This window comes from Paracoccus gahaiensis, assembly GCF_005048225.1.
GTDB classification, from domain to species: domain Bacteria; phylum Pseudomonadota; class Alphaproteobacteria; order Rhodobacterales; family Rhodobacteraceae; genus Paracoccus; species Paracoccus gahaiensis.
The window spans coordinates 14,881-29,948 of the sequence record NZ_SUNI01000001.1 but is presented as its reverse complement, the minus strand read 5'-3'; the positions used below and the strand labels follow the sequence as shown (position 1 = coordinate 29,948).

Genomic DNA, 15,068 nt, shown 5'->3' with positions numbered 1-15,068 from the left:
CTTCGGGCGGTTTGAACGGGGTTAGCAATCGAGGCGGCGGATGGCAAGCGGCTCAGGCGGGGCGGCGCCGCCCCTCGGCCAGCCAGCCGGTGAGGATCAGGCCCGAGATCAGCGCCAGCCAGGCCCAGCCCGGCAGCAGGGGGCGGCGGTCCAGCCCGGTGATCTGCGCGGCGTCGCGGGGGGTGACGCCGATCCAGGGGCCGCCGAGGCCCGTGCCGCTGGCGGCGCGGCCCGCACGGGTCTGGCGCAGGTCGGGCACGCCGTCCGACAAGCGCAGGACGGATCCGCCCGAAGCGTCGGTCAGCGCGGCCAGCAGGGGCGCGTCGGCCACCGTCTCCTCGAATTCGCGGGGTGCCGCGGGACCGAGCGCCAGCACGCGGGCGATGTCGCCATCGACCAGACGGTAGAGCCCCGGCTCGGGCGCGGTCCAGTCGGCGATGAAGCGGCCCGGCCCGTCCGGGGCCAGCGGCACCTGGGTCACCGTGCCGTCGGGATGGGTCACCTGCAGCGGCCCGGCGCTATCCTGCATCGTGCGCCGCGTCAGGGCCACGGTCAGGCCGTCGCTGACATCGGCCAGAAGCGCCTCTTCCTCCAGCTCGGGTTCCTGCATCGACCAGTGGGCGATGCGGCGCAACAGCTCCAGCTGCGGGCCGCCGCCCTCGAAGCCGCGCCCCCACAGCCAGACCTGATCGCTGGTCAGCAGCGCGACGCGCCCCTCGCCCACGCGGTCCAGGATCAGAAGCGGGCTGTCCTCGGCCCCGGTCAGGGCGACCTGGGCGCCGGGCTCGGGGGTCACCTCGGCCATGCGCAGCCAGCGGCCCCAGTCCGGTTCATCGGGATCGGGACCGGCCAGACCGGCGGTGACCGGATGGCGGCGCCCATCCTCGGTCAGGCGCGGCAGATAGGGCTCCTCGATCACCCGTCCGGTGGGGCGGGCGGGCAGGATCGGCCCCAAAGGCGACAGGTTCAGGCTTTCGACCGAGGCCATCTCGGGCCCGGCCGAGACCAGGATCGCGCCCCCCTCTTCGACATAGCGGGCGATGTTGAGGTAATAGTCGGGCGGCAGGATACCCCGCACGCTGTAGCGGTCGAAGATGATCAGGTCGAAATCGTCGATCCGGTCCAGGAACAGCTCGCGCGTCGGGAAGGCGATCAGCGACAGCTCGCTGACCGGGACACCGTCGAACTTGTCGGGCGGCCGCAGGATGGTGAAATGGATCAGATCGACGCCCGCATCCGATTTCAGCAGGTTGCGCCAGGTCCGCTCGCCCGCATGCGGCTCGCCCGAGACCAGCAGCACGCGCAGCCGGTCGCGCACGCCGGTGATGCTGATGGCGGCGGCGTTGTTGCGATCGGTCAGCTCGCCCGGAGGCGCCTCGGCCAGTTCGATCTGCACCACGTTCTGGCCCGCGTGGCGCGGGATGACCGGCAGGGTCAGGCTGGTGTTCAGCGGCACGGCAACGGTCTGGCCGTCCTCGCCGTCCACCGACAGGCGCAGGGCGACGCTGCCCGTCTGCTGGCCCTCGGGGACGGCGCCCTGATCCTCGACGCGCAGGCGGATGGTCACCTCCTGGTCGATCAGGCCGAAGGCAGGGGCCTCCTCGATCACCAGGCGGCGGTCCCAGTCCTCGGGCTGGCCGGTCAGCAGCACATGCAGCGGCGCGGGCAGCCCTTCGGGCAGTTGCGCGGGATCGTGCAGGCGGCCATCGGTCAGGGCGATGACGCCCGCCAGCCGGGCCTCGGGTTCGGCGGCCACCGCGCGCGACAGGGCGGTGCCCAGCAGCGTGCCATCGTCGTCGTCGCCCACCGTCACGCGGCGCAGGTCGGTGCCCGGCAGGGCGCCGATCCCGTCGGTCAGCGCCTCCACGGCCTGATCAACCTGCCCGGCCCGCCCCGGCAGGTCTTGGCTGGAGGAGCGGTCATCCAGCAGGATCACGATGTCGGACAGCCCCGCCCGGGTGCCCAGTTCCAGCGCCGGTCCCGCCAGCGCCAGCGCGGCGGCCAGACCCGCCAGCCCGCGCCAGGCCCAGCCCCGCAAGCCCCGCCACAGCGCGAAGCCCGCGACCAGCGCAGCCAGCACGGCAAGCGCCACGATGGCCCACCACGGCAGGGCGGGATCGAAGCGCAGCTGGGTCAGGGTGGCGGTCATGGGGCCAGGAACTCCTCGGTCCGCAGGCGGTCCAGCAGGGCCGGCACATGGACCTGGTCGGATTTGTAATTGCCCGTCAGCACATACATGATCAGGTTGATGCCGAAGCGGGTGGCGATCTCGCGCTGCTGCTCGCCCTCCCAGCCCCGGCCGATGGGATAGGCGGCATAGCCGTTCTCGTCCACGGCCCAGGCCTCGGCCCAGTTGTTGCCGCCGATCACCACCGGGCTGACCCCGTCATTCAGCTGCCGGAAGGGCATGCCGTCGGCGGTTGCGGCGTCCACGGGCGGCGCCTCCAGCCAGACCGGGTTGCCCTGCCAGCGGCCGGGGAAATCCTCGAGCAGGTAGAAGGCGCGCGTCAGGACGTGATCGTCGGGCACCGGGGCCAGCGGCGGGATGTCCAGCGGTGCCGCCAGACGGCGCAAGGCGTCGGACATGTCCGGCCCGCCCACCCCGGCGATGTCGCCGTCGCGCGTGTCGAACAGGATCATCCCGCCGGAGCGCAGGAAGGCGTTCAGCCGCAGATAGGCGCGGGCCCCGGGTGCTGTCTGCCCTTCGGTGATCGGCCAGTAGAGGAAGGTCAGCAGGGACAAGTCGTCTGCTTCGAGGTCGATGCCGATGGGCGCGCCCGGCTCGACCGAGGTGCGCGCCCGCAGGGCCAGCGACAGCCCCGACAGCCCCTGCTCGGAGGCCTCGTCGACCCTAGCGTCGCCGGTGATCACATAGGCCAGCGCGACCTCGCCTGCGGCGCGCATCAGGTCGGGGTCCAGGTCCTGCGCCTGTGCCCGGGGTCCGGGCAGGATCGCCAGGCCCAGAAGGATCGCGGCCATGGCCCCCCGGCCCCGCCCGCGCGCCAGCCAGGCCGAGCCGAGCGCATCCAGCGCCAGCAGCAGCGCCGCCGCCGCCAGAAGCGCGCCCTTGAGGTTGCGTCCGGGCCTGGTGCCCACGGCCTCGACCGTGGCGCCGGGCCAGTCGGCACGGCTGAAGGCGCCGCCCGCATTCAGGGCCTGCCGCCGCTCGCCCGCCGCATAGATGCCGGCGGGGCGGTCGGGGCCGGGGCCCTGGGCCAGATCGGCGGCGGGGACCGGGGCCAGCCCCTCGGCGGGGCCAGGACGGCCAAAGCCGTCCAGCACGGTCAGGGGCGTCCAGAAGGGCTGCTGGCGGTCATCCGAGGCTTCCTCGGCGGGGGTCAGGCGGGCGGTGGCGACCAGCCGCTCGACCATCTGCACGAAAAGGCCCGACAGCGGCAGGTTCGACCATTCGGCATTGGCGGTCACATGGACCAGCACCACCTGCCCCTCGCCAAGCCGGTCGCGGGTGATCAGCGGCGTGCCGTCCGACAGCGCGGCCAAGGTCTTGCCCGCCAGATCGGGGGCGGGTTGCGCCATCAGCTGCGCGCGCACGGACACATCCTCGGGCACCGACAGCCCCGCGAAGGGGCCGTCCGCCGCAAAGGGCGCCAGCCCGCGCGGATCGCCCCAGGAGAGCGCGCCGCCGATGTCGCGCCCGCCCTGGCGCAGGGCCACGGGCAGCAGCGGCTCGTCGATCAGCCGGTCGTATCCGGCCATGCGCGGCCCGGCAAAGCGGATCAGCAGCCCGCCGCCATCGACCCAGGTCATCAGCGCCGCCGTCTCGGCCAGCTGGACCTGGTCGATCAGCACGATCACGTCGGGCGCGCTGTCCAGCACGTCGCCAAGCGTGCCCTCGACCAGATCGGACCCGGGCGCCAAGGCCTGGCGCAGATAGTGGGACTGTTCCAGCAGCTGCTGCCCCTCGGCCTGGCCCACGGCCTCGCCCACCAGCGCGACCTTGCGGCGGCGCACGCGGTCGTCGGCCAGCACGACGGCGCCGGCATGGGTCTCGGCCTCGATCTGGAAGCGGGTGATACGGTTGCGCAATTCGGGCGGCAGGTCGATGGCCACGGCGCGCGCGGTCAGACCGTCGCGATCGGTCGGATCGCCGGGGGTCAGGCGGGCCAGGGTGCGCTCGATCCCCTGCGGGTCGGGGCCGATGGCCAGGATCTCGGGCGCGGCCGCGTCAGTGGCGGTCAGGCTCAGCGAGGGCGTGTCGCCGCCCTCCAGCGCCAGCGTGCGCAGAGGCCGCGCCGGGGGCACCACCGTCACCGGCCCGCGCGCGGCCAGCGCCGCCAGCCAGTCCGCGCGGTCGGGATGATCGGTGCCGTCCGCGATCCACAGGGTCGACAGGCGGCCCTGCGGCGCCTCGGCCAGCGCCTCCTCGGGATCGCCCGCAAGGCGCGAGGACCAGGACACCGGCTGCGCGCCCCGCAGCCCCGCCGGCAGGGCACCGGCGGGCTGGAAGGCCAGCGCGCCGGGACGCGTGCGGCCATCGGCCAGGATCAGGGCGGCGGGGCGGCCCGCGGCGGCGGCTTGGGTCAGGGCGCGTTCGGCCCGACCCTGGCGCGCGGCCCAGTCGGGGGCGGCGGCGAAGCCCGCATCCATCACGACCAGCAGCGGCCCCTCGGCGGCGGGCTGGACCACCGGGCGCCAGACCGGCCCGGCAAAGGCCAGGATCAGCGCCGCCACCGCCGCCAGCCGGATCAACAGCAGCCACCAGGGCGTGCGCTGCGCCAGCGGCGCGCGGTCGGCCAGCCCCCTCAGCAGCGCAACGCCCGGAAAGGCGATGCGCTTGGGCGCGGGCGGCATGGCGCGCAGGATCACCCACAGGACCGGCAAGGCGATCAGCGCGCCCAGCAGCCAGGGGGCGGCAAAGCCCAGAGGCCCCAGCAGCAGCATCAGCGCGCCCCCTGCCCGGCCGTCTGGCCCAGGGCCTGCCACAGCCAGTTCAGCGCTTGGGCCGGATCGCCATCGGTCTGCCGGGTCGCGAACTGCCAGCCCGCCTGCCGCGCCTGCGCGGCCAGCCAGTCCTGCCGTTCGGCCAGCCGGGCCAGATAGGCGGCACGCAGGCCGCCCGCATCGCGGCTGTCATGGCGGACCGCGCCGCTGAGCGAGCGGAACTCGACCGCACCATCGAAGGGGAAGCGCGCCTCGTCGGGATCGAGGATCTGCAGCAGCACGCCGCCCACCCCCAGCCCCGCCGCCTGCGCCAGCAAATCCGCCACCCAAGCCGGATCGGCCAGGAAATCGGACAGCACGACCACCCGCTGCCCCGGGCGCAGCGCGCCGGGCGGCGGGGTGTCGTCGTCGCGCCCGGTCGCAGGGGTCAGGGCCAAGGCCTCGGCCAGTCGATCGGCTTGCATCCGGCCAGCGCGGGCGGGCTGGCCCAGAAGGCCCACCTTTTCCCCGCCGCGCAGCATCAGCATGGCGGTGGCCAGCGCCAGAAGCTGCCCGAAACCCGCCTTAGTCGGGCGGTCCGGCCCGCCGGTGAAGCCCATCCCCTGCCCGCGCGACAGCCAGATGGCGGCGGCCTGCGCGGTCTGCGCCTCGCGGTCGCGCACGAACTGCACGTCGGACCGGGCCGAGCGGCGCCAGTCGATGCTGCGGGCCCCGTCGCCCGAGGCGGCGGGGCGGTATTGCCAGAAATCCTCGCCCGGGCCCGCGCGCCGCAGCCCGTGGGCGCCGGGCGCGACCATCGCCGCCAGCCGCTCGGCCGACAGGATCAGGCCCGGCAGGTGGCCCGAGGCCGCCTCGGCGCGGGCGCGCAGATCGGCGGGCGGCGTGACGCTCATGCGGCGTGGCGGCCGAGCGTCCGCTCGTCCAGAAGCCGCGCGATGATGGCGTCCACCGTCTCGCCGCGTGCGCGGGCGGCGAAGGACAGCGCCATGCGGTGGCGCAGCACAGGCGCGGCCATCGCGGCCACATCGTCCAGCGTCGGCGCATAGCGCCCGTTCAGCACCGCGCGCGCCCGGCTGACCAGCATCAGCGCCTGCGCCGCGCGCGGCCCCGGCCCCCACATCAGCGCGTCCGAGACGAAGCCCGCCGCCTCGGGCGCGCCGGGGCGGGCGGCGCGGACCAGATCCAGGATCGCCTCGACCACCCCCTCGCCCACCGGCATCTGCCGGATCAAGCGCTGCGCCGCGATCAGCTCGTCGGCGGTGAAGGCGGCGTGGGGGGCGCTGTCGTCCAGCCCGGTCGTGGTCAGCAGGATCTGGCGTTCGGTGTCGCGGTCCGGGTAATCCACGTCGATCTGCAGCAGGAAGCGGTCCAGCTGCGCCTCGGGCAGCGGATAGGTGCCCTCCTGCTCGATCGGGTTCTGGGTCGCCAGAACGTGGAAGGGGCGGCCAAGCGGGCGGTGCTGGCCGCTGATCGTGACCTCGCGTTCCTGCATGGCCTGCAGCAGCGCGGACTGGGTGCGGGGGCTGGCGCGGTTGATCTCGTCGGCCATCAGCAGCTGGGTGAAGACCGGCCCCTCGATGAAGCGGAAGGCGCGGCTGCCGTCGGGCAGCGCGTCCAGCACCTCAGAGCCCAGGATGTCGGCGGGCATCAGGTCGGGGGTGAACTGGATGCGCTGGCTGTCCAGCCCCATCACGGTGGAGAGCGTGTCCACCAGCATCGTCTTGCCCAGGCCCGGCTGGCCCACCAGCAGCGCATGCCCGCCCGCCAGAATCGCCGCCAGCACCTGTTCGACCACGTCATGCTGGCCCACGAAGCGCCGTTCGGTGCTGACGCGGGCATCTGCCAGCCGCGCGGCCAATGCCTTAACCTCGTGCACCAGAATATCGTCGGTGGTCATGACATTGCCCTTCCGCTGCTTTATGACGAAGCATAGGCAGTCGGGCAGAAGGCGACCAGATCGAATGGCGGAAAACGGTGACAAAAGCGTGAGTGCGTCGGGCTTCGCCGAGGCGGTCGAAATCGCGGCCAAGGGCGGGCCGCCGCCGGTGCATCTGTGGAATCCCCCCTATTGCGGCGAGATGGACCTCCTGATCTGCGCCGATGGTACCTGGCTGCATGACGGCACGCCGATCGGACGCCCGGCGATGGTGCGGCTGTTCGCGGGCATCCTGAAACGCGAGGGCGACAGGTTCTTCCTGGTCTCGCCGGTGGAAAAGCTGGGCATCCGGGTCGAGGACGCGCCCTTCCTGGCCACCGATGCCGAGATCGGGCCGGACCGCGTCACCTTCACCACCAATATGGGCGACCGGGTCGAGGCCGGTCCCGACCATGCCATCATTGTGCGGGGCAGCGCCGAGGTGCCGCGCCCCTATGTCCATGTCCGCGCGGGGCTGGAGGCGCTGATCGACCGCAAGACCTTCTACCGGCTCGCCGCAGCCGCCGTCCCGGGGCCCGAGGGTCGCATGGGGATCGAGGCTGGCGGACAGTTCTTCGCATTGGAGCCGTAATGCCGCGCTTTGCCGCCAACCTGACGATGCTGTTCACCGAGGTCCCGATCCTGGACCGCTTCGCCGTCGCCGCCGAGGCCGGGTTCGAGGGGGTCGAGATCCTGTTCCCCTATGATGTTGCTGCGCCCGAACTGTCGCGCGCCGCCATCGCCGCCGGGCTGGACATCGTGCTGATCAACGCGCCGCCGCCGAACTGGGCGGGCGGGCCGCGCGGCTTTGCGGCCGTTCCGGAACTGAAGGAACGGTTCCGTCGCGACTTCGAACGCAGCCTGCGTGTGGCCCAGGTGCTGCGCACGCGCCACATCCACCTGATGGCGGGCCGGGCCCAGGGCGAGGCGGCGATGGAGACCTTTCTTGACAACCTCGATTGGGCGACCAAGCGCGCCCCTCATGCCAGCCTGACCATCGAACCGCTGAACCAGGTCGACATGCCGGGCTATTTCCTGTCCGACTATGGTCTGGCCATCGACATCATCGACCGCATCGCCGCGCCCAATCTGGGGCTGCAGCTGGACACCTACCACGCCCAGCACATCACCGGCGACATCATGGCCTGCTGGCGCAAGGTGGCGCCGCTGGTGCGCCATATCCAGATCGCGGGCCATCCCGGGCGGCAGGAGCCCGATACCGGCACGCTGGATTACCCCGCCTTCTTCGCCGAGCTGGACGACTGGGGATATCGGGGCTGGGTCGCGGGCGAATACAACCCCCGGCAGACCACCCTCAAGGGGCTTGACTGGCTGCGCCGGGCGCTGTCCGCGCGCAGCTAGGCCACCGAATTTCTGTCGCCTGCAGGGAACTTGCACGCTTTCTGGTCCGTTGGCCCGGTGATGCGTCGCCATGCCGCGCCGAATTGTGCGGCAGACGCCCAGACAAAGGAAAAAAGTCATGAATTCGATCATCTACATCGTCGGCCTGATCGTGGTCGTTCTGTTCATCCTGTCCTTTCTTGGCCTGCGTTGAGGAAACCGGACATGAATGAAAATCTCGGTACTGCCGGCGGCGCCACGCGCGGCCATGTGGATTGGGCCTCGATCCTGGCAGGCGCGGCCATCGCGGTCGGGGCTTCGGTCGTCCTGACCGGCTTCACGGCGGCCTTGGGCCTGGGGTCGGTCTCGGCCGAACCCGGCGAGGGTCTGGGCACCTTCGCGCTGATCCTGGTCGGCTTGTTCGCCTTTGTCTCGCTGGTCGCGGTCTATGGTCTGGGCGGCTACGTCGCCGGACGGATGCGCGCCCGCCATTCGACCTCGGAAGACGAAGTCGAAGCGCGTGACGGCGTCCATGGCCTGACGGTCTGGGCGATCGGCATGATCTTGGGCGGCATCCTGGCCGCCGGCGCGATCTCGGGCGGCGTTCGCGCGGCAGGATCTGCCGCGACCACGGCAGTCGAGGCGACCGGTTCGGCCGTGGGCGGCGCGCTGCAGGGCACCGGCCAGCTGGCAGGCGGGATCGTCGGCGGCGCAGGCCAGCTTGCGGGCGGCGCCATTAGCGGCGTGGGCCAACTGGCCGGCGGCGCGGCCACGGGGGCTGCAGATGCGGCACAGGGCGGCGAAGGTGCGGGCGGCAATCCGCTGGATTACCTGACCAACCGTCTGCTGCGCAGCGAGGCAACCGCACCCGACCAGTTCTCGGACGAGGCCATTGCCGGCGAAGTGACCAGCATCCTGGGCTCGGTCCTGCGCACCGGCGACGTTCCCGAGGACGATCTGGACTATCTGCGCGACGCGCTGGCAGCCCGGACCGAACTGACCCCGGCCCAGATCGACGCCCGCGTCGAGGAGACCGTGACTCAGGTCCAGACCCTGCGCACCGAGGCCGAAGAGCGTCTGGCCGAAGCGCAGGCACAGGCCGAAGAGGCTCTGGCCACTGCCGAAGCCCGCGCCGAGGAGCTGCGTGCGGAAGCCGAGCAGCGCCTGCAGGAAGCGCAGGACGCCGCGATCGAGGCCGCCGAATCCGCCCGTCGCGGTGCGGTGTGGTCCGCGCTGTTCCTGGCCGTCACCTCGCTGGTGGCCGGTGTGGCCGCCTGGATGGGTGCCATCCGCGGTGGACATGACCGCGATGCGGGCCGCGTCTGGTCGGGTCTGACCCGTCGCCGCAGCTGAGCGCGCCACGTCCCCGACCTTGTCGGAACGTGACGGAACGATGACGGAAAGAGCCCCCGACCCCCCGGTCGGGGGCTCTTGACAATTGCGGGCTGGCCTTCACGGCCCTTATCGGCTAGGGCAGCCCCGAAACCTGTAGAATTAAGGCTGTCATGGATATCCGCAACATCGCCATCATCGCCCACGTCGACCACGGCAAGACCACCCTTGTGGATCAGCTGCTGCGTCAGTCGGGGTCCTTCCGCGAAAACCAGGCCGTCGCGGAACGCGCGATGGACAGCAACGACATCGAACGCGAACGCGGCATCACCATTCTGGCGAAAGCCACCTCGGTCGAGTGGAAGGGTGTCCGCATCAACATCGTCGACACGCCCGGCCACGCCGATTTCGGCGGCGAGGTCGAGCGCATCCTGTCGATGGTCGACGGGGTCTGCCTGCTGGTCGACGCGGCCGAAGGCCCGATGCCGCAGACCAAGTTCGTGCTATCCAAGGCGCTGGCCTTGGGTCTGCGCCCCATCGTCGTGCTGAACAAGGTCGACAAGCCCGCAGCCGAGCCCGACGACACGCTCAATGACGTGTTCGACCTGTTCGCCAATCTGGGCGCCACGGACGAGCAGCTGGATTTTCCCCATGTCTATGCCTCGGGCATCGGCGGATGGGCCGACGAGACGCTGGACGGCGAGCGCAAGAACCTGGACGCGCTCTTCGACCTGATCTCCAAGCATGTGCAGCCGCCCAAGCAGATGTCGCGCTCGGACGAGCCGTTCCAGATGCTGGCCACCACGCTTGGCGCCGATCCCTTCCTGGGCCGTCTGCTGACGGGCCGCGTCGAGGCGGGCCGCGCCAAGGCGGGCGACACGCTGAAGGCGATGTCGCGCGACGGCGAAAAGCTGGAGACCTTCCGGATCAGCAAGATCCTGGCCTTCCGCGGCCTGACCCAGACCACCATCGACGAGGCCGAGGCCGGTGACATCGTCACCTTGGCCGGCATGTCCAAGGCGACCGTGGCCGACACGCTGTGCCATCCGGACGTCAGCGACGCGCTGCCCTCGCAGCCGATCGATCCGCCGACCATCAGCGTCACCTTCGGCATCAACGACAGCCCCCTAGCCGGTCAGGACGGCAAGAAGGTGCAGTCCCGCGTCATCCGCGCCCGCCTGATGCAGGAAGCCGAGATCAACGTCGCCATCAAGGTCGAGGATACGCCGGGCGGCGAGGCCTTCGTCGTCTCGGGTCGCGGCGAATTGCAGATGGGCGTTCTGATCGAGAACATGCGCCGCGAAGGCTTCGAGCTGTCGATCTCGCGCCCCCGCGTGATCTACAAGGAAGAGGACGGCCAGCGTCTGGAGCCGATCGAGGAAGTCATCATCGACGTCGATGACGAATATACCGGCGTGGTCATCGAGAAGCTGACCGGAGAGCGCAAGGGCGATCTGGTCGAGATGCGCCCCGCCGGCGTCGGCAAGACCCGCATCGTGGCCCATGTGCCTGCGCGCGGCCTGATCGGCTATCAGGGCGAGTTCATGACCGACACGCGCGGCAACGGCGTGCTGAACCGCATCTTCCATGGCTGGGCCCCCCACAAGGGCGCCATCCAGGGCCGCCGCCAAGGCGTCCTGATCAGCATGGAGAACGGCGTGTCCGTGTCCTACGCGCTGTGGAAGCTGGAGGATCGCGGCAAGTTCTTCATCGGCGCGCAGGAGCAGCTTTATACCGGCATGATCATCGGCGAGCATAGCCGCGACAATGATCTTGAGGTGAACCCGCTGAAGGGCAAGCAGCTGACCAACGTCCGCGCCTCGGGCACGGACGAGGCCGTGCGCCTGACGCCGCCGGTCCGCATGTCGCTGGAAGAGGCCATCGCCTATATCAACGACGACGAGCTGGTCGAGGTCACGCCCAAGAATGTCCGTCTGCGCAAGCGGCATCTGGACCCGAACGAGCGTAAGCGCGTCGCCCGCTCGGGCGCCTGAACGCCTCGCATCTGATCTTCGGAACCGCGCGCTTGGCCCCAAGCGCGCGGTTTTGTCTAATTTATGTTGTCGCGCATTTGACACTTCGTGATATGATCGGTTCGGGTGCAGGCGTTTGCCTCGACTGCAGGGCATTCTCTGGCACCGCGAGCATCGAGGACGTGTGACCAGGGCCTGTCCCGGGCGCGTCATCAGAATTTTTTCTGCTGTTTTCCATCAGGCAGAACAGCGCCGCGGACCGGGTCACGACATGAGCAATATGGCACCTTCGGACAAGCGCCTCGGATTGCACGAGCAGGCCATCGACGCCCTTCTGGTCCTGACGGAGCAGCGTCGTTTCAGGCTGGCCACCGTGGACGAGGTCGCGCAGGCCATCGATGCGCCGATCGAGCGGGTCCGGCAGCTCTTTCCCGATGACAATGCGCTGCTCGCCGCGGGGATCGAGCAATCGCTGGTCGTGCTGATGGATGTCTGCCGGCGCGCGGTCGTGCAGGTCGATCCCGACGACGCGCTGGCGCAGTTCACGGCCCTGGCCGACGCCTATCTGGACTGGGCGGCGGTCCACCATGTCCAGTTCCGCATGCTGTCGGATTGCGATCCTGCCTTCCTGTTGCAGACCGTCGCGCTGCGGCGCTACATCGACGGGCTGACCGACCTGATGACCCGCATGATGACCCGGGCGCGCGACGATGGCCGCCTGCACCCGCGCGAGGATATCCCGATGCTGATCCTGTCGGCGCGCAGCTATGCCTATGGTCTGGCGCGCATGATCGTGGACGGGCGGATGCAGGACTGGGCCCCCGACAGCGATCCGGTGGTGATGGCCAAGGCGCTCAGCCGGGACTTCGTGGTGCGGATCGCCCGCAGCAGCCGGCAGGACGCCTCCAGTACGTGACAGTTTGACCCTTTCGATGCCAGGGTGCTTGCGCTATCCCGGAGCCAACCTGGGAATGACGAAAGAGCAGCCGTGACCGATTACATCATCAAGGATATCGCCTTGGCCGATTACGGCCGCAAGGAACTGGACATCGCCGAGACCGAGATGCCGGGCCTGATGGCCCTGCGCGCCGAATATGGCGAGGCGAAGCCCCTGGCCGGCGCCCGGATCGTGGGCTCGCTGCACATGACGGTGCAGACCGCCGCCCTGATCGAGACGCTGACCGCGCTTGGCGCCGATGTCCGGTGGGCCTCGTGCAACATCTATTCGACGCAGGACCATGCGGCGGCGGCGATCGCCAAGTCCGGCGTGCCGGTCTTTGCCATCAAGGGCCAGTCGCTGGCCGAGCATTGGGATTACCTGGACCGGTCGTTCCAGTTCCCCGAGGGCGCGAACCTGATCCTGGACGATGGCGGCGACGCGACGCTGTACGTGCTGCTGGGTGCGCGGGCCGAGGCGGGCGAGGACATCATCCCGGTGCCCGAGTCCGACGAGGAAACGGTCATCAAGGCGCAGATCGCCAAGCGCATGGCACAGTCCCCGGGCTGGTTCACCAAGACCCGCGATGCCATCCTTGGCGTGTCCGAGGAAACCACCACCGGCGTGCATCGCCTGTATGACCTGCAGAAGAAGGGCCTGCTGCCCTTCCCCGCGATCAACGTGAATGACAGCGTCACCAAGTCGAAATTCGACAACAAGTATGGCTGCAAGGAATCGCTGGTCGACGGCATCCGCCGCGCCACCGACGTGATGATGGCCGGCAAGGTCGCGGTCGTCTGCGGCTATGGCGACGTGGGCAAGGGCTCGGCCGCCTCGCTGCAGGGCGCGGGCGCCCGGGTGAAGGTGACCGAGGTCGATCCGATCTGTGCGCTGCAGGCCGCAATGGACGGCTTCGAGGTGGTGACGCTGGAGGATGTGGCCGACAGCGCTGACATCTTCATCACCACCACCGGCAACCGCGACGTGATCCGGCTGGAGCACATGCGCGAGATGAAGGACATGGCCATCGTCGGCAATATCGGCCATTTCGACAACGAGATCCAGGTGGCCAGCTTGCGCAACCACAAATGGACCAACGTCAAGGACCAGGTGGACATGATCGAGATGCCCTCGGGCAACCGCATCATCCTGCTGTCCCAGGGCCGCCTGCTGAACCTGGGCAATGCCACGGGCCATCCGTCCTTCGTGATGTCGGCCAGCTTCACCAACCAGGTGCTGGCGCAGATCGAGCTGTTCACCAAGGGCGACGACTACAAGCCCGGCGTCTACATCCTGCCCAAGGCGCTGGATGAAAAGGTCGCCCGCCTGCATCTGGAGAAGGTCGGCGCCAAGCTGTCGACCCTGTCCTCCGAACAGGCCGCCTATATCGGGGTCCCGCCCGAGGGTCCCTTCAAGTCCGACCATTACCGGTATTGATCATGACAGAATATTCGCTGTTCACCTCGGAATCCGTCTCCGAGGGCCATCCCGACAAGATTGCCGACCAGATCAGTGACGCGATCCTCGACGCGATCCTGGCCGAGGATGCGCGCGCCCGCGTCGCCTGCGAGACGATGGTCAAGACCGGGGTGGCCATCATCTCGGGCGAGATCACGACCAGCGCATGGGTGGATCTGGAATCCATCGTGCGCGGGGTCATCACCGATATCGGCTACAACTCGTCCGATGTGGGCTTCGACGGGGCGACCTGTTCGGTGATCAACATCATCGGAAAGCAATCTCCCGAGATCAATCAAGGGGTTGACCGGGAAAGCCTCGAGGAACAGGGCGCCGGCGATCAGGGCTTGATGTTCGGCTATGCCTCGGACGAGACCGACGTGCTGATGCCGGCACCCATCACCTATGCCCATCGGCTGGTGGAACGTCAGTCCAAGGTCCGCCGCGACGGCACCCTGCCCTGGCTGCGCCCCGACGCCAAGTCGCAGCTGACCCTGCGCTATGATGCCGAGGGTCGCCCCGAGGGGATCGACGCGGTCGTGCTGTCCACCCAGCACAACCCCGAGATCAGCCTGGCCGACCTGCGCGAGGCGGTCGTCGAAGAGATCATCCGCCCCGTCCTGCCCGCCGAATGGCTGTCGGGCGACACCAAGTTCTTCATCAACCCGACCGGCAAGTTCGTGATCGGCGGTCCGGTGGGCGATTGCGGCCTGACCGGGCGCAAGATCATCGTCGACAGCTATGGCGGCATGGCCCGCCATGGCGGCGGCGCCTTCTCGGGCAAGGATCCGTCCAAGGTGGACCGTTCGGCCGCCTATGCGGGACGGTGGGTCGCCAAGAACATCGTGGCGGCCGGGCTGGCCCGGCGCTGCGAGATCCAGGTCAGCTATGCCATCGGCGTGGCCGAGCCGACCTCGATCAGCCTGAACTGCTTCGGGACGGAAACCGTGCCGGTGGGCCGGATCGTGGACGCGGTGCGCGAGGTCTTCGACCTGCGCCCCTTTGCCATCATCCGCGAACTGGACCTGCTGCATCCCATCTATCAGCCGACCGCCAGCTATGGCCATTTCGGCCGCGCGCCCTATGCCCTGAACGGCGCCACCGCCTTCAGCTGGGAGGCCACCGACCGGGCCGAGGCGCTGAGATCCGCGCTGACCTGAAAGGGCGGCACCGACCGGAAAAATCAGGGCCGCCCCCAAAGGGCGGCCCT

The 15,068-nt window shown here is 69.7% G+C and carries 11 protein-coding genes; 7 read left to right on the top strand and 4 right to left on the bottom strand.

The features are described from left to right. Positions 1-52: 52 nt before the first annotated feature. Genes FA743_RS00130 through FA743_RS00115 form a run of 4 tightly spaced genes read right to left on the bottom strand, consistent with a single transcriptional unit; the run spans position 53 to position 6,799 of the window. On the bottom strand, positions 53-2,149 hold the full coding sequence (locus FA743_RS00130; protein WP_169308718.1) for a hypothetical protein: 2,097 nt from the start codon (positions 2,147-2,149) through the stop codon (positions 53-55). Beyond that, positions 2,146-4,902 carry a DUF4159 domain-containing protein gene (locus FA743_RS00125; protein ID WP_136883867.1) on the bottom strand — a complete coding sequence of 919 codons (2,757 nt, stop codon included), beginning with the start codon at positions 4,900-4,902 and terminating at the stop codon, positions 2,146-2,148. Before FA743_RS00125 ends, FA743_RS00130 begins: the two co-directional genes overlap by 4 nt. Continuing rightward, positions 4,902-5,795 (bottom strand): DUF58 domain-containing protein, encoded by an 894-nt coding sequence (locus tag FA743_RS00120; protein ID WP_136883866.1) that lies wholly within the window; start codon positions 5,793-5,795, stop codon positions 4,902-4,904. Before FA743_RS00120 ends, FA743_RS00125 begins: the two co-directional genes overlap by 1 nt. Further along, positions 5,792-6,799: an AAA family ATPase gene (locus FA743_RS00115; RefSeq protein ID WP_136883865.1), complete on the bottom strand. Its 1,008-nt coding sequence runs from the start codon at positions 6,797-6,799 to the stop codon at positions 5,792-5,794. The genes FA743_RS00120 and FA743_RS00115 overlap by 4 nt, the downstream gene beginning before the upstream one ends. Before the next feature lie 64 nt (positions 6,800-6,863). Between FA743_RS00115 and FA743_RS00110 the strand changes: the two genes are divergently transcribed. From FA743_RS00110 to metK, 7 genes are all read left to right on the top strand, one after another. After that, the gene (locus FA743_RS00110; protein WP_136883864.1) at positions 6,864-7,409 is read left to right on the top strand and encodes a DUF1285 domain-containing protein; all 546 of its coding nucleotides are present in this window, start codon (positions 6,864-6,866) and stop codon (positions 7,407-7,409) included. Then, on the top strand, positions 7,409-8,179 hold the full coding sequence (locus tag FA743_RS00105) for a hydroxypyruvate isomerase family protein (RefSeq protein WP_136883863.1): 771 nt from the start codon (positions 7,409-7,411) through the stop codon (positions 8,177-8,179). The genes FA743_RS00110 and FA743_RS00105 overlap by 1 nt, the downstream gene beginning before the upstream one ends. A gap of 204 nt (positions 8,180-8,383) precedes the next feature. Further along, positions 8,384-9,511 carry a hypothetical protein gene (locus FA743_RS00100; protein ID WP_246054755.1) on the top strand — a complete coding sequence of 376 codons (1,128 nt, stop codon included), beginning with the start codon at positions 8,384-8,386 and terminating at the stop codon, positions 9,509-9,511. A gap of 152 nt (positions 9,512-9,663) precedes the next feature. After that, on the top strand, positions 9,664-11,484 hold the full coding sequence (gene typA / locus FA743_RS00095; RefSeq protein WP_136883862.1) for a translational GTPase TypA: 1,821 nt from the start codon (positions 9,664-9,666) through the stop codon (positions 11,482-11,484). Positions 11,485-11,734: 250 nt separating this feature from the next. Beyond that, positions 11,735-12,379, top strand: a complete 645-nt coding sequence (locus FA743_RS00090; protein ID WP_136883861.1) for a TetR/AcrR family transcriptional regulator — start codon at positions 11,735-11,737, stop codon at positions 12,377-12,379. Between the two features lie 72 nt (positions 12,380-12,451). Then, positions 12,452-13,837, top strand: coding sequence for an adenosylhomocysteinase (gene ahcY, locus FA743_RS00085; protein WP_136883860.1), 1,386 nt, complete (start codon positions 12,452-12,454; stop codon positions 13,835-13,837). A gap of 2 nt (positions 13,838-13,839) precedes the next feature. Continuing rightward, on the top strand, positions 13,840-15,018 hold the full coding sequence (gene metK, locus FA743_RS00080) for a methionine adenosyltransferase (RefSeq protein WP_136883859.1): 1,179 nt from the start codon (positions 13,840-13,842) through the stop codon (positions 15,016-15,018). Positions 15,019-15,068: the final 50 nt, after the last annotated feature.

Coding starts and splice junctions, on each gene's coding strand:
- FA743_RS00130 (WP_169308718.1), bottom strand. CDS start 2,149: ATGACCGCCACCCTGACCCAGCTGCGCTTCGATCCCGCCCTGCCGTGG.
- typA (WP_136883862.1), top strand. CDS start 9,664: ATGGATATCCGCAACATCGCCATCATCGCCCACGTCGACCACGGCAAG.
- FA743_RS00115 (WP_136883865.1), bottom strand. CDS start 6,799: ATGACCACCGACGATATTCTGGTGCACGAGGTTAAGGCATTGGCCGCG.
- FA743_RS00110 (WP_136883864.1), top strand. CDS start 6,864: ATGGCGGAAAACGGTGACAAAAGCGTGAGTGCGTCGGGCTTCGCCGAG.
- FA743_RS00090 (WP_136883861.1), top strand. CDS start 11,735: ATGAGCAATATGGCACCTTCGGACAAGCGCCTCGGATTGCACGAGCAG.
- FA743_RS00105 (WP_136883863.1), top strand. CDS start 7,409: ATGCCGCGCTTTGCCGCCAACCTGACGATGCTGTTCACCGAGGTCCCG.
- FA743_RS00120 (WP_136883866.1), bottom strand. CDS start 5,795: ATGAGCGTCACGCCGCCCGCCGATCTGCGCGCCCGCGCCGAGGCGGCC.
- metK (WP_136883859.1), top strand. CDS start 13,840: ATGACAGAATATTCGCTGTTCACCTCGGAATCCGTCTCCGAGGGCCAT.
- FA743_RS00100 (WP_246054755.1), top strand. CDS start 8,384: ATGAATGAAAATCTCGGTACTGCCGGCGGCGCCACGCGCGGCCATGTG.
- FA743_RS00125 (WP_136883867.1), bottom strand. CDS start 4,902: ATGCTGCTGCTGGGGCCTCTGGGCTTTGCCGCCCCCTGGCTGCTGGGC.